At 69.0% G+C, this 13,742-nt stretch carries 12 protein-coding genes; 5 read left to right on the forward strand and 7 right to left on the reverse strand.

Going from position 1 to position 13,742, the window contains the following annotated elements; translation table 11 throughout:
- Window positions 1-7: 7 nt before the first annotated feature.
- Genes IEX37_RS06055 through trpD form a run of 3 tightly spaced genes read right to left on the reverse strand, consistent with a single transcriptional unit; the run spans window position 8 to window position 3,383 of the window.
- Complete coding sequence (locus tag IEX37_RS06055) at window positions 8-1,255, reverse strand: MFS transporter (RefSeq protein ID WP_188755340.1); 1,248 nt, start codon at window positions 1,253-1,255, stop codon at window positions 8-10.
- Window positions 1,252-2,244 (reverse strand): PHP domain-containing protein, encoded by a 993-nt coding sequence (locus IEX37_RS06060; protein WP_188755341.1) that lies wholly within the window; start codon window positions 2,242-2,244, stop codon window positions 1,252-1,254. Before IEX37_RS06060 ends, IEX37_RS06055 begins: the two co-directional genes overlap by 4 nt.
- A 59-nt stretch (window positions 2,245-2,303) precedes the next feature.
- Window positions 2,304-3,383 (reverse strand): anthranilate phosphoribosyltransferase, encoded by a 1,080-nt coding sequence (gene trpD / locus IEX37_RS06065; RefSeq protein WP_188755342.1) that lies wholly within the window; start codon window positions 3,381-3,383, stop codon window positions 2,304-2,306.
- Window positions 3,384-3,527: 144 nt separating this feature from the next.
- Here trpD and ctaE point away from each other — a divergent pair, with 144 nt between their 5' ends.
- From ctaE to qcrB, 4 genes are read left to right on the forward strand one after another with little or no spacing between them, the layout of a single operon-like run.
- Window positions 3,528-4,157 carry an aa3-type cytochrome oxidase subunit III gene (gene ctaE / locus IEX37_RS06070; RefSeq protein WP_188755343.1) on the forward strand — a complete coding sequence of 210 codons (630 nt, stop codon included), beginning with the start codon at window positions 3,528-3,530 and terminating at the stop codon, window positions 4,155-4,157.
- Window positions 4,158-4,178: 21 nt separating this feature from the next.
- A complete protein-coding gene (gene qcrC, locus IEX37_RS06075) occupies window positions 4,179-4,982 on the forward strand; it encodes a cytochrome bc1 complex diheme cytochrome c subunit (RefSeq protein ID WP_188755344.1) in 804 nt (267 codons plus the stop codon).
- A 47-nt stretch (window positions 4,983-5,029) separates the two neighbouring features.
- Complete coding sequence (gene qcrA / locus IEX37_RS06080; RefSeq protein ID WP_188755436.1) at window positions 5,030-6,103, forward strand: cytochrome bc1 complex Rieske iron-sulfur subunit; 1,074 nt, start codon at window positions 5,030-5,032, stop codon at window positions 6,101-6,103.
- Window positions 6,100-7,842: a cytochrome bc1 complex cytochrome b subunit gene (gene qcrB / locus IEX37_RS06085; RefSeq protein ID WP_188755345.1), complete on the forward strand. Its 1,743-nt coding sequence runs from the start codon at window positions 6,100-6,102 to the stop codon at window positions 7,840-7,842. The genes qcrA and qcrB overlap by 4 nt, the downstream gene beginning before the upstream one ends.
- Window positions 7,843-7,933: 91 nt before the next feature.
- Here qcrB and IEX37_RS06090 read toward each other — a convergent pair whose 3' ends face one another.
- Window positions 7,934-8,524: a TetR/AcrR family transcriptional regulator gene (locus IEX37_RS06090; RefSeq protein ID WP_188755346.1), complete on the reverse strand. Its 591-nt coding sequence runs from the start codon at window positions 8,522-8,524 to the stop codon at window positions 7,934-7,936.
- Window positions 8,525-8,597: 73 nt separating this feature from the next.
- On the opposite strand from IEX37_RS06090, the gene IEX37_RS06095 reads away from it, so the two are divergent.
- Window positions 8,598-10,508, forward strand: a complete 1,911-nt coding sequence (locus tag IEX37_RS06095) for an ABC transporter ATP-binding protein (protein WP_229663104.1) — start codon at window positions 8,598-8,600, stop codon at window positions 10,506-10,508.
- Between the two features lie 76 nt (window positions 10,509-10,584).
- Here the strand turns inward: IEX37_RS06095 and ctaF are convergent, their stop codons facing one another.
- From ctaF to ctaC, 3 genes are read right to left on the reverse strand one after another with little or no spacing between them, the layout of a single operon-like run.
- Window positions 10,585-11,007: an aa3-type cytochrome oxidase subunit IV gene (gene ctaF / locus IEX37_RS06100; RefSeq protein WP_188755347.1), complete on the reverse strand. Its 423-nt coding sequence runs from the start codon at window positions 11,005-11,007 to the stop codon at window positions 10,585-10,587.
- A complete protein-coding gene (ctaD, locus tag IEX37_RS06105) occupies window positions 11,007-12,752 on the reverse strand; it encodes an aa3-type cytochrome oxidase subunit I (RefSeq protein ID WP_188755348.1) in 1,746 nt (581 codons plus the stop codon). The genes ctaF and ctaD overlap by 1 nt, the downstream gene beginning before the upstream one ends.
- Before the next feature lie 2 nt (window positions 12,753-12,754).
- Window positions 12,755-13,669: an aa3-type cytochrome oxidase subunit II gene (gene ctaC / locus IEX37_RS06110; protein WP_188755349.1), complete on the reverse strand. Its 915-nt coding sequence runs from the start codon at window positions 13,667-13,669 to the stop codon at window positions 12,755-12,757.
- Window positions 13,670-13,742: the final 73 nt, after the last annotated feature.

The raw sequence follows: 13,742 nt of genomic DNA on the forward strand, positions 1-13,742 counted from the left end.
GCGAGGCTCAGCGCGGCGTGCGCGCGCGTGCCACGGCCGTGAGGACGCACGCCGAGAAGCCCGCCGCCAGCGAGAGCGTGACGGCCAACGGCGCGACCCAGCCGCCCGTGGCGTCGTGCACCGCGCCGAGGATCGGACCGCCGGCGGCTCCCGCCACGTAGGCGGTGCCCTGCACGAGGGCGGACATCGACGCCGCCTCGGCGTCGGAGCGCGCGATGCCGACCATGACGGTGAAGATCACGACGAAGCCGCCCGCGTGGGCGATCCCGCCCACCGTGACCCACAGCGGATACAGCTCGGGCGCGAGCAGCATGCCCGCAGACAGCGTGACCCAGCACGCGCTCACCACGGCGGCCGGGACCGCGAGGGGGAAATAGCGGGCGAGGGCGGGGACGACGAACGCGCCCGCGATCGCGACGCCCTGGAAGACCGACGCGAGCGCGCCCGCGAGCGCAGGATCCGCGGCCGTCAGGTCGCCCGCCATCGCGGGCAGCCACGTCGACAAGCCGTAGTAGCCGCTCGACTGGAACGCGAACGCGCCCACCAGCAGCCAGACCACCGGGTTGCGCACCACGGACCTGCGCGCGGGCGCGACGGGGATGGGGCCCGTGAGCGACACCGCGCCCGTGGCAGGCGGCGCCTCCCCCGAGAACCGCTCGTCCCAGCGCACGCCGGGGATGCGGTCGCGCCACAGATGCAGGCCCCACAGCACGAGGCCGAGGAGCGTCAGGACGATCCACAGCAGCAACGCGAGCGGCCATCCCGTGAGCTCGGCGAGCGAGGCGGTCGTGAGGGTGGTGAGCAACGAGCCGCCGTTGAGCGCGGCCGTATAGGCGGCCGTCACGGTCGCCACCTTGCCGGGCGGGACGTCCCTGCCGATGATGACCGGGATGACCACGTTGCCGACCGCGATGCCGGCACCGATCACGACCATCCCGGCCAGCATCCACCCGAAGCCGGGCAGCGCCCGGATCAGCGTGCCGACCGCCACGGCGACCAGGCACGCCAGGAGCGCGAGCTCGGCTCCGGCCCGGCGGATCACGACCGCCGCGACCGGCGTGATCGCGGCGAACATGAGCACGGGGAACGTCGTCAGCAAGGAGGCGGTGGCTGCGTCCAGCCCGTACGCGCGCTCGATGTCCCGCAACACCGGGGTGACCGACAGGATCGGCCCGCGCAGGCTCAGCGCTGCGACCAGCACGCCCGCGATGACGAGCCACGGGAACGCGGAGCGGCGCAGTGCGGCGCCGCTCATGCGCCCCATGCCCAGGCACGCAGCCGCCCGAGGGGCCAGGTCGTGACGACCCGGTCGGCGGGAACGCCGAGCCGCTCGGCGCGCTCGGCACCGTGATCGATCAGCGAGAGCTGGCCGGGCGCGTGCGCGTCGGAGTCGATCGCGAAGAGGCACCCGAGCTCGAGCGCGAGCAGGATGAGCTCGTCGGGCGGGTCCTCCCGCTCCGGGCGCGAGTTGATCTCGACCGCGACGCCGTTGCCCGCGCACGCCTCGAACACGGCGCGGGCGTCGAACGTCGAGGGCGGGCGCGTGCCCCGCGACCCCGAGACGAGTCGCCCCGTCACGTGCCCGAGCACGGTCACGCGCGGATTGGACACGGCCGCGACGAGGCGCCGCGTCATGGCGGCGGCCTCCATGCGCAACTGGGAATGGACGGACGCCACCACGACGTCCAGCTCGTCCAGCAGCCCCGGCTCCTGGTCGAGGCCCCCGTCCTCGAGGATGTCGACCTCGATCCCGCTCAGGAGGGTGAAGCCGTCGTTCTGCAGGCCCGCGACCACCTCGAGCTGCTGCCGCAGCCGCTCGGGGGACAGACCGCGCGCCACCTTCAGCCGGGGCGAATGGTCGGTCAGGGCGAGGTACTCGTGCCCGAGGCCCCGTGCGGCCTCCGCCATGGTCTCGATCGGCGTCGTGCCGTCCGACCAGTCGCTGTGGGAGTGCAGGTCGCCCCGCAGCATCCCGCGCAGCTGGGAGCGCCGCTCGACCCCCGACCGCTCGCGCAGATCGCGCAGGTAGCGGGGCACCTCGCCGGCCAGCGCCTCCTCGATGACCGCGAACGTCGAGGATCCGATCCCCCGGGTGCGCCGCAGCCGCTCCGGATCGCGGCGCGCCTCGGCATCGAGCGCGGCGACGGCCGCGCTGGCCGTGCGGAACGCCTTCGCCTTGAACTTCGACGCCCGCTCGCGCTCGAGCAGGTAGGCGATCTCGTCGAGCGCCTCGATGGGATCCATCCGCGGCCGCCTCCCCTCCTGGCTGCTGCTGGCGAGCCTCGTGCGTCTGCCGCGCGGAGCTAGCGGGCGGCGGCGTCCTGGTTGCTCCCGAGCTCGCGCGATGCCGCGATCCACCGGTCGAGCTTCGCGCTCGCGCGACCGTCGTCGATGGCCGCAGCCGCCTCGCCGACGGCCTCGGTCAGCCTCTCGATCATCCCCCGGTGGATCTGCCCCGGGTCCTGCGACAGGCGGTACGCGACGATTCCGGCGGCCGCGTTGAGCAGCACGATGTCGCGCACGGCTCCCGTCTCCCCCTCGAGCGTGCGGCGCAGCACGCCGGCGTTGTGCTCCGGGTCCCCACCCAGCAGGTCCTCCAGGTGCGCGGTCGGCAGGCCGACGTCGCGGGGATGGATGTCGAACTCGTGGACGTCGCCGCGGGAGATCTCCCAGATCCGGCTGTAGCCGGTGGTCGTGAGCTCGTCCAGCCCGTCCTCGCCGCGGAACACGAGCGCCGTCGCGCCGCGCGTGCGGAAGACACCGGTGATGAGCGGGACCGCCTCCAGGCGCGCGACGCCGACGGCGTTCGCCTCGGCGCGCGCGGGGTTCACGAGCGGGCCGAGGTAGTTGAAGACGGTCGGCACGCCGAGTTCGGCGCGCACCGTGCCCGCGTGGCGGAAACCGGGATGGAAGGCGGCCGCCCACGCAAACGTGATGCCCGCGCGGTCGAGCACGCCCGCGACGGCCTCGGGCGGAAGCCGCAGATCGATCCCCAGCGCGCTGAGCACGTCGGACGAGCCCGACTTCGAGCTGGCCGCCCGATTGCCGTGCTTGACCACCGGGATCCCGGCCGCCGCGATCACGATCGACGCGGTGGAGGAGATGTTGACGGTGCCGACCTGGTCGCCGCCCGTGCCGACGATGTCGAGCACGTTCGGGTCCACGTCGAGCGGCACCGCGGCCTCGAGGATCGCGTCGCGGAAGCCGATGATCTCCTCGACCGTCTCGCCCTTGGCGCGCAGTGCGAGGAGGAAGCCGCCCAGCTGCGCGGGCGTCGCGCGGCCCTGCATCACCTGGCGCATGGCCCACGTCGCCTCCGACACGCTCAGATCGCGCCCCGCGAGGACACTCGTGAGCACTTCGGGCCAGGTCGTCTCCGCCATGCCCACGATCCTATCCACGGCCCTATCCACGGCGGATTCCCGGTCGTCTCCCGCCCTCATCCCAGCGCTCGGTAAGGCGGCCCTAACTTCGACGCGCTGTCGAAGTTGCGAAAACCACGCCTTCGAATCGGCAATAATGGACGGGTGACGACTCCAGCAACGTTTGCCCCGGCACCGAGAACAGTCAAGCGACCCGACCCGGTCGCCGTTGGCACGATCGTCTGGCTCGGCAGCGAAGTGATGTTCTTCGCCGGCCTGTTCGCGATCTACTTCACGCTGCGAAGCACGTCCCCGGAGCTGTGGGCCGACCGCACTCAACTGCTCAACGTCCCGTTCGCGCTGGTCAACACGCTGATCCTGATCCTGTCGAGCGTGACGTGCCAGATGGGCGTGTTCGCGGCGGAGCGCATGCAGCCCTACAACGTGAAGGGCACCGGCTGGAAGACCCTCGGCATGGTGCCGTGGTTCTGGATCACCTTCGCCCTGGGCGGCATCTTCGTCTCGGGCCAGATCTGGGAGTACGCGACGCTCGTCGCGGAGGGCATGCCGATCAGCGCGGACCCCTACGCCTCGGCCTTCTACCTCACGACCGGCTTCCACGCCCTGCACGTGACGGGCGGGCTCGTCGCCTTCCTCCTGACGATCGGCCGGGCGTACGCGGTCAAGCGATTCCGCCACAAGGAGGCGACGACGGCGATCGTCGTGTCGTACTACTGGCACTTCGTCGACGTCGTGTGGATCGCGCTGTTCGCTGTCATCTACTTCCTGAAGTAAGAGCGGAGCTACATCACCCTTATGGCACGAGAGAAGAAGCGCCGCTCGCACGGCCGACGCAGCCCCTTCGCCGCCGCCGCTCTGATCGGCATCGGCCTGCTCATCACCGGAGGCGTCTACGCCGGCGCGTCCGCCGCCGTCGCAGCGTCGACCGAGACGAGCGTGAGCCAGAGCACCCTGACCCTCGAGGACGGCAAGCGCCTGTTCCAGGCGAACTGCGCCACCTGTCACGGACTGGACCTGCAGGGCACGGACAACGGTCCCGCGCTGTACGGCGTCGGCGCACTGTCGGTCGAGTTCCAGGTGGCGACGGGTCGCATGCCCATGCAGCGCCAGGACGTGCAGGCGCCGCAGAAGCCCGTCCAGTTCACGGATGAGCAGATCCTCGCGATGGCAAACTTCGTGCAGTCCGTCGCGCCGGGGCCCGACTTCCCCGCGGACCACTACCTCGACGGGGGCGGCGACGTGTCGCGCGGCGCCGAGCTGTTCCGCATCAACTGCGCCATGTGCCACAACGTCGCGGCTGCCGGTGGCGCTCTGACCGAGGGCAAGTACGCGCCGGACATCCAGAACACGAGCGCGCTGCACATCTACGCCGCCATGGTGACCGGCCCGCAGAACATGCCGGTCTTCAACGACATGAACCTCACGCCGGAGGACAAGCGCGACATCATCTCGGCGCTGCTCTATCAGCAGGAGATGCCCGCGCCCGGAGGGTTCACGCTCGGTTCGCTCGGCCCCGTGTCGGAAGGTCTGTTCATCTGGATCTTCGGCATCGGCGGGCTCATCGCGATCACCGTGTGGATCACCGCGAAGTCCAACTGAGCGGCGAACTGGGCATGACGAACGAAGAGGACGTGACGAGGAGCACCATGGCGCACGAGAAGGACACGCAGGCGGTGGAGGCCTACAAGCCCTCCTTTGGCCTCGCCGTTTCAGTGGCCGACCCCGTGCAGAACCCGGGACTGCCGCCGCACCGTGCGCGCATGACCGACAAGGACCCGAAGGCCGAGAAGGCCGCGGCCCGCACGGTCTACACGCTGTTCTACCTGTCGGTGGCGGCGAGCATCTGGGCGGTCGCCGCGTACATGCTCTTCCCGATCGAGGACGGATCGATGCTGTCGATCCGCAACAACAACCTCTACATCGGTCTGGGCATCGCCTTCGCGCTGCTCGCGATCGGCGTGGGCGCGATCCACTGGTCCAAGGCGCTCATGAGCGACAAGGAGTACGTCGAGGAGCGCCACGACACCCGCGGCAGCGTGGAGACCCGCGCCGCCGTCGTCGATGCCTTCGCGACCGCGAACGAGGAATCCGGCTTCGGCCGCCGCAAGATGATCCGCAACTCGCTGTTCGCGGCTCTGGCGGCGTCGATCATCCCCGGCATCACGCTGTTCCGCGGCCTGGCGCCGCACTCCTCAGAGGACGACCCGCTGGCGGGCGACCCGTACCAGCTGCTCACGCAGACCATGTGGAAGCAGGGCGAGCGCCTGGCGCTGGACCCCGAGGGCACCCCGATCAAGGCGTCCGCCGTGACGCTCGGCTCGGCGTTCCACGTCATCCCGGAGTCGCTTGCGAGCCTCAGCCACCACGACGGCTACCTCGAGGAGAAGGCGAAGGCGATCGTGCTGCTCATGCGCCTGCTCCCCGAGCAGCTCATCGAGGACGAGGACCGCAAGTCGTGGTCGTACGACGGCATCGTCGCCTACTCGAAGGTGTGCACGCACGTCGGCTGCCCGGTGGCCCTGTACGAGCAGCACACCCACCACCTGCTGTGCCCCTGCCACCAGTCGCAGTTCGACGTCAAGGAGCACGCGAAGGTCATCTTCGGCCCCGCCGCGCGCCCGCTGCCGCAGCTGCCCATCACCGTGGACGATGAGGGCTACCTCATCGCGCAGAGCGACTTCACCGAACCCGTCGGCCCGAGCTACTGGGAGCGTCATTGAGCACCGCCACCGTCAACGAAGAGACGCAGAAGCCCCTCGGCGGACGTTTCGTCGGCGCTGCCGCGAACTACATCGATGAGCGCACCAGCGTCTCCGGGCTCGTCAAGGCCGTCGGCCGCAAGGTCTTCCCCGACCACTGGTCGTTCATGCTCGGCGAGATCGCGCTCTGGTCGTTCGTCGTCGTGCTCCTCTCGGGCACGTTCCTGACGTTCTTCTTCCAGGCCTCGATGGTCGAGACCCACTACTACGGCGCGTACGCGCCCATGCGCGGCATCGCGATGTCGGCCGCCATGGAGTCGACGCTGCACATCTCGTTCGACCTGCGCGGCGGCCTGCTGGTCCGCCAGATCCACCACTGGTCGGCGCTCGTGTTCGTCGCCGGCATCGGCGTGCACATGCTGCGCGTGTTCTTCACCGGCTCGTTCCGCAAGCCGCGTGAGCTGAACTGGGTGATCGGCTTCCTCCTGTTCATCCTCGCGATGGCCGAGGGCTTCACCGGCTACTCGCTCCCGGACGACCTGCTCTCGGGCAACGGCCTGCGCATCATCGACGGCATGATCAAGGGCATCCCCGTGATCGGCGTCTGGACCTCGTTCCTGCTGTTCGGCGGCGAGTTCCCCGGCACTGACATCGTCGGCCGCCTGTACACGCTGCACATCCTGATCCTGCCGCTCATGGTGATCGGCCTGATCGCGCTGCACATGGTGCTGCTGATCGTGAACAAGCACACGCAGTTCGCCGGCCCCGGCCGCACCAACGGCAACGTCGTCGGCTACCCGATGATGCCGGTCTACATGGCCAAGATGGGCGGGTTCTTCTTCATCGTGTTCGGGGCGATCGTGCTGATCGCGTCGCTCGTGCAGATCAACCCGGTCTGGAACTACGGACCGTACGACCCCTCACCCGTGTCCGCGGGTACGCAGCCCGACTGGTACATCGGCTTCGCGGACGGCGCGTTGCGTCTTGCTCCGCCGAACCTGGACTTCTACTTCCTCGGCTACACGTGGTCGATGGGCATCCTGCTGCCGATGGCCGTGCTGGGCATCTTCATCGTGCTGGTGGCGATCTACCCCTTCATCGAGGCGTGGGTCACGGGCGACAAGCGCGAGCACCACATCGCGCAGCGTCCGCGCAACGCCGCCACCCGCACCGCGATCGGTTCCGCCGGCGTCGTGTTCTACGCCGTGCTGTGGGCCGCCGCGTCCTCGGACCTCATCGCGACGCACTTCATGCTCACGATGGAGGGGGTCATCCACTCGCTCCAGGCGCTGCTGATCTTCGGCCCGATCGTCGCCTACTTCGTCACCAAGCGCGTGTGCCTCGCGCTGCAGAAGAAGGACCGCGAGATCGCGCTGCACGGTTACGAGTCGGGCCGCATCGTCCGGATGCCCGGCGGGGAGTACCGCGAGGTGCACCGCCCGGTCGACGAGTACGAGCGCTGGAAGCTCGTGGACGTCGAGACCTACGCGCCGCTCGTGGTCCGGCCCAACGCGCAGGGCAAGATCCCGCTCGGCGAGCGTCTGCGTGCGTCGATGTCGCGCTGGTTCTTCGAGGACCGTCTGGCGCCGCTGACGCAGACGGAGCTCGACGCGGCCGTCGCGCACCAGCACCACGCGCTGGCCGAGTACGACGGCGGTCACGACGGCCACGCGCTCGAGTCGGGAGACGACGTGCGCTCCCCCGGCAGCACGCAGGGCGGTCGCCGCACACAGGACGAGCCCCGGATGGACACCGAGTAGGACTGAGTCCGCACGCGAAGCCCCGGTCGATTCTTCGACCGGGGCTTCGTCGTTTCCTCGGCCGCCCGACGGCGCGTGCGCCCGGCGACCCTCAGACCGCGGCAGGATCGGCGGCGACCGCTTTCAGCAGGCTCCGCAGCGCCTGGGAGCGGACGTCGTGGGCCGGCATGGTCGTCGGCGGCAGGTGCTGAGCCGCGTACAGCGTCGCCCACATCAGGTTCTCCACCCACTCTGCGCTCAGCTGTGGGTCAATGCTCGCGTCCTCGCGGCCCCGCGCGACGAGGCGGTGAAGCCGTTCATCGTCGTCGTCGCTCGGCCCTGGGACGTCCGCGGCGGTCCCGTCATCCTCGCCCGCGGCGGACAGGCCCGGCCCCATCCACCAGGCGAGCACGTCGAGCCGTTCCATCAGCTCGAGGCAGAGCCGGCGGAAGGCCTCCAGCCCGGTGCCGTCCTCCGTCCTGGCGACCACGAAGGCTTCCTGATAGCTCTCCACCGTGAAGGAGCCGATCGCAAGGGTCAGCGCGCGCCGCTCCGGGAAATACCGGTGCAGCGTGCTCCGGGAGACACCGGCTCGGGTCGCCACTTCCCCGAGGGGCGCCGAGGGATCCGCGGACAGCACCTGGATCCCTGCACGCAGCAGAGCCTGTCGAGTTCGTTCGCGGACGGTGGGGCGTTCAGCCATGCTGGCACTCTACACCTGTCCTGCTATGAACGCCTGCTTGCCGTGATAGGACACTGGTGTTTCACTAGGCGTCATGAGAGATTCACGCTACGGCGCGGCTGCGACCTCGGGTGGAGCTGAGTCCGCGGACTCCAGCTCCCCCGCCTCCGCCGCCTCCACCGGCTCCCCCGCCTCCCCCGCCTCCACCGCCGAAAGGCTCGCGCTGCTGTGGTCCTTCGCGCGTCCCTACCTTCACGTCCTCGCCCTCGCGCTGACGCTCTCCCTCGCCGTCTCCGCGATGGGTCTCGCCAGCCCGATGGTCACCAAGTGGGTGCTGGACACCCTCGCCCTCGGTGGCTCGTTGCGGGACCCCGTGCTGGTGCTCGTCGGGCTGCTCGTCCTGGGCGCGGTCGTCGGATGGTTCCAATGGGTCATGCTCGGCCGGCTTGCCGAGGACATCGTCTACGACGCCCGCAAGCGGATGATGCTGCGCTATCTGGGCGCGCGCGTCTTCGCTCTGCTGTCGCGGGGGCCTGGCGAGCTCGTCACCCGCGTCACGTCCGACACGGTGCTGCTCAATCAGGCCGCTTCGTCCTCGCTCATCGGGCTCATCAACGGTGTGGTCATGATCGTCGGTTCCCTGGTGCTCATGGCTCAGCTCGATCTGCTGCTCCTGGGCGCGACGCTCGCTGCCGTGGTCGTGGTCTTCGCGCTCTTCGCGGTGCTCATGCCGCGCATCTCCCAGGTCGAGGAGAAGGCGCAAGCGGCGCTCAGCGACCTCGGTTCCGAGCTGGAAGGCACCGTCCGCGCGATCAAGACGGTGAAGTCCTCGTCGGCCGAGGCGCGCCGCTTCGGCTCACTGATGGAGCACGTCGCAGAATCCCGCCGTTTCAGTCTTCGGTCGGTGCGCATCCAGGCCGGGGCCTGGACCATCGCGGGCATCGGCCTCGACGGTGCGGTCATCATGGTGCTCGCGATCGGCGCCTACCGGATCTCGACCGGCGAGATGACGGTCTCCGCGTTGGTCGCCTTCCTCCTGTACGTGTGGGGGCTGACGGGGCCCCTCATGGAGCTCACGCAGAACCTCACCGCTCTGCAGTCCGGGATGGCGGCAGCCGGGCGCATCGCGCAGATCGAGCAGCTGGAGGTCGAGTCCGGCGGCGCGGACATTCGCGTGGCCGGCGGACGGGACGACGCGCGGGTGCGCCTGGCCGAGCAGCACCTCGCACGACCGGCCAGCGCGCCACCGCGTGACCGGGATGCCAACGAGGCACCTGCCGTGGAGTTGCGCTCTGTGACCGCCCGCTACGCACCGGATGCGAAAGCCGCCCTGCGCGAGGTCAGCCTGAGCATCCCACGTCGCGGCCATGTGGCTCTGGTGGGCCCCTCCGGGGCGGGCAAGACGACGGCACTGTCGCTGATGCTGCGCTTCCTCGAACCTGAGTCGGGCGAGTTGCGTCTGCGAGGTGTGCCCTATGGCGAGCTCTCCCCCGCCGCCACGCGTTCCGCCTTCGCGTACGTCGAGCAGGAGACGCCGGTCGTGCCGGGGACCATCCGAGAGAACCTGCTGTTCTCCAATCCGGACGCCCGAGAGGACGAGATCGAAGCGGTGCTCGAACGCGTGCAGCTGGCCGAGAAGATCGCCGAGCTCCCCGACGGGCTGGACACCCGGCTGACCGATACGAACGTGTCGGGAGGGCAGCGTCAGCGCATCGCCGTCGCCCGGGCGCTCCTCGCGCGACCCGAGATCCTCCTCCTGGACGAGGCGACCGCGCAGGTCGACGGGGTCACCGAGGCGGCCATCCAGGAGGCGATCGCCGACATCGCGGAGCGGGCGGTGGTCGTCACGATCGCTCATCGGCTCTCCACGGTGATCGATGCCGACCACATCGTGGTCATGGAGGCTGGCGAGGTGCGCGCGAGCGGTACGCACGCCGAGCTCCTGGAACAAGACAGCCTGTACCGCGACCTCGTCTCCGCGCTGCGCATCGCCGCCGGGACGTAGGACACGACGACCCCGGCGAGACGCACGACGGCCCCGGTGGACCGAGAGGTCCAGCCGGGGCCGTCAGAGCGCGATGTCAGCGCGCGAAGTAACCGCGGTAGTACTCGTACACCCAGCCCACGATCGCGATGACCAGGACGCCGATGCCGATCGGCAGGAGGAACGTCGCGCCCACGGCGATGGCCACGATCGCGACCGCGGCGCTTCCGGCGAGCACGATCGGCCACCACGACCAGGGGCTGAACTCGCCCATCTCGGAGTCCCCGTCGTCGATGTCGGCGTCGTCACGGTCCTCGGGCAGCTCCACACCCTTCTGAGCGCGGTACACGAGCTGCACGTAGAACGCGACCATCGCCGCCATGAAGATCGAGAAGAGCAGCGCCATCGTGCCGACCCACTCGACCTCGCCGTGCGAGATGAGGTTCCAGACGGTGTAGCCGACCGTCAGGACGGCGAAGAAGACCGCCAGCAGCCACCAGATGCCGATGTGCGAGCGCATTACTTGACCTCTCCGTCCGCCGCGTCGATGACCGGTGCGTCAGGCGCGTCCTTCGCCGGGCCCACACCCACCGGGATGCCGGCCTCGGGGTGGTTCAGGTCGAACGCCGGGCGCTCACTGCGGATGCGCGGGATCGACGTGAAGTTGTGGCGCGGCGGCGGGCAGGAGGTCGCCCACTCGAGCGAGCCGCCGTAGCCCCACGGGTCGTTGACCGCGATCTTGGGCGCGTGGCGCGCCGTGATCCACACGTTCAGGAGGAACGGCAGCATCGATGCGCCGAGGATCATCGCCCCGACGGTCGAGAGCTGGTTCTCCCAGGTCCAGCCGTCCGCCTCCGAGTAGTCCGCGTAGCGGCGGACCATGCCGTCGACGCCCAGCCAGTGCTGGATGAGGAACGTCATGTGGAAGCCGATGAACAGCATCCAGAAGTGCACGTAGCCGAGGCGCTCGTTGAGCATGCGGCCCGTCCACTTCGGCCACCAGAAGTAGAAGCCCGCGAACATCGCGAACACGACGGTTCCGAACACGACGTAGTGGAAGTGCGCCACGACGAAGTACGAGTCGGACAGGTGGAAGTCGAGCGGAGGCGACGACAGGATGATGCCGGTGAGCCCGCCGAACACGAACGAGATGAGGAAGCCGAGCGAGAAGATCATCGGCGTCTCGTAGGTGATCGATCCGCGCCACATCGTGCCGATCCAGTTGAAGATCTTCACGCCGGTCGGCACCGCGATGAGCATCGTCATGAGCGCGAAGAACGGCAGCAGCACGGCGCCCGTGACGTACATGTGGTGCGCCCACACCGCCACCGACAGGGCGGCGATCGCGATGGTCGCGTACACGAGCGTCTTGTACCCGAAGATCGGCTTGCGGCTGAACACCGGGAAGATCTCGGACACGATGCCGAAGAACGGCAGCGCAATGATGTACACCTCGGGGTGCCCGAAGAACCAGAACAGGTGCTGCCACAGCAGCACGCCGCCGGCGGCCGGGTTGTAGATGTCCGCGCCGAGCACGCGGTCGGCGGCCGCGGCGAAGATCGCGGCGGCGAGCACGGGGAACGCCACGAGGATCAGGAGGCTCGTGATGAGCGTGTTCCACGTGAAGATCGGCATGCGCCACATCGTCATGCCCGGGGCGCGCATCGTGATGATCGTGGTGATGAAGTTCACCGCGCCGAGGATCGTGCCGAAACCGGACAGACCGAGGCCGAGCATCCAGAGATTGCCGCCGATGCCCGGTGAGAACGTGGCATTGGCGAGTGGCTGATACGCGAACCAGCCGAACGAGGCGGCGCCCGACGGGGTCAGGAAGCCCGCGACGGCGATCGTCGAGCCGAACAGGAACAGCCAGAAGGCGAACGCGTTCAGGCGGGGAAACGCGACGTCAGGGGCGCCGATCTGCAGCGGCAGGAGCGCGTTCGCGAAGCCCGCGAACAGCGGCGTCGCGAACATCAGCAGCATGATCGTGCCGTGCATCGTGAACAGCTGGTTGTACTGCTCCTTGGTCGGCAGGACCTGCATGCCGGGAGCGAACAGCTCGGCGCGGATGATCAGCGCCATGACGCCGCCGAGCGCGAAGAACATCAGCGAGGCGATCAGGTACAGGTACCCGACCGTCTTGTGGTCGGTGGAGGTGATCCACTTGACCACGATGTTGCCCTTCTGCTCGGTGCGCGACGCGCTGAGCAGAGCGGCCTGGCGGGCCGGAAGAGTGGGACGGTGCTCCTGAAGGGTCGTCGCCATGGTCAGTGCCCTTCTCCTTCGATCTCAGAGGTGTCGGGCCCGCCGCTCGTGTTGCCGGGAGCGTTCGCGAGGCGGTGGTACGCCTTGTTGATGTCGCCGGTGTTGCCGCGCGCCTCGAGCTCGGTGAGGTAACGCTCGTACTCGGCCTGGCTGACGACCTCCACGTTGAAGAGCATCATCGAGTGATACTCGCCGCAGAGCTCGGCGCACTTGCCGGCGTAGGTCCCCTCGCGGGTCGGGGTGAACGACCACGAGTTGTCGCGGCCGATGTACATGTCCTTCTTGTACAGGAAGTCGAGGATCCAGAACGAGTGGATCACGTCGCGCGACTCGAGGTGGATCGTCACCCGCTGGTCGACGGGGAGCACCAGCGTCGGCAGCTGCGACTCGTCGATGTTGCCGTCAGCGTCCGGCTGCGCCTGGATGCCCATGGTCCACACGGCGTCGGAGTTGTCCTCCTGCTCGCCGTTGTACTGGAAGTCCCACGCCCACTGCTTGGCGATCGCGACGATCTCGACGTCGGGGTCCTCCCACTGCGTCTCGATGATCTCCTGATCGCGCGCCGTGAAGGCGAACAGGCCGATGACCAGGATCAGCGGCACCGTCGTGAAGAAGATCTCGATGGGCATGTTGTACCGCAGCTGCACGGGCAGGCCGGTCTGGCCCTTCCGGCGGCGGTAGGCGACCATCGCCCACAGCATGAGGCCCCACGTGATCGCGCCGACGGCGAGCAGGACGATCCAGGAGCTGGTCCACAGCGCCGCGATGGTCTCGACCTGGTCCGTGGTGGGGACGCCGTCCTCCTGGAAACCGGGAAGATAACCGTGCAGCTCACGAGGAGTACATCCGGCGAGGGCCACGGCTGCGGCTGCGGCGACCGGAATCGCTGCCCAGCGGAGACGGCGTTTCGAGGGCACGAATTCACCTTTCGAACGTGGATGGGGCGTATGCCAGTCTAGGGCAACCTCTCACCCCTTTCAGGCCATGCAC

The organism is Microbacterium album (assembly GCF_014643695.1).
GTDB lineage: Bacteria > Actinomycetota > Actinomycetes > Actinomycetales > Microbacteriaceae > Microbacterium > Microbacterium album.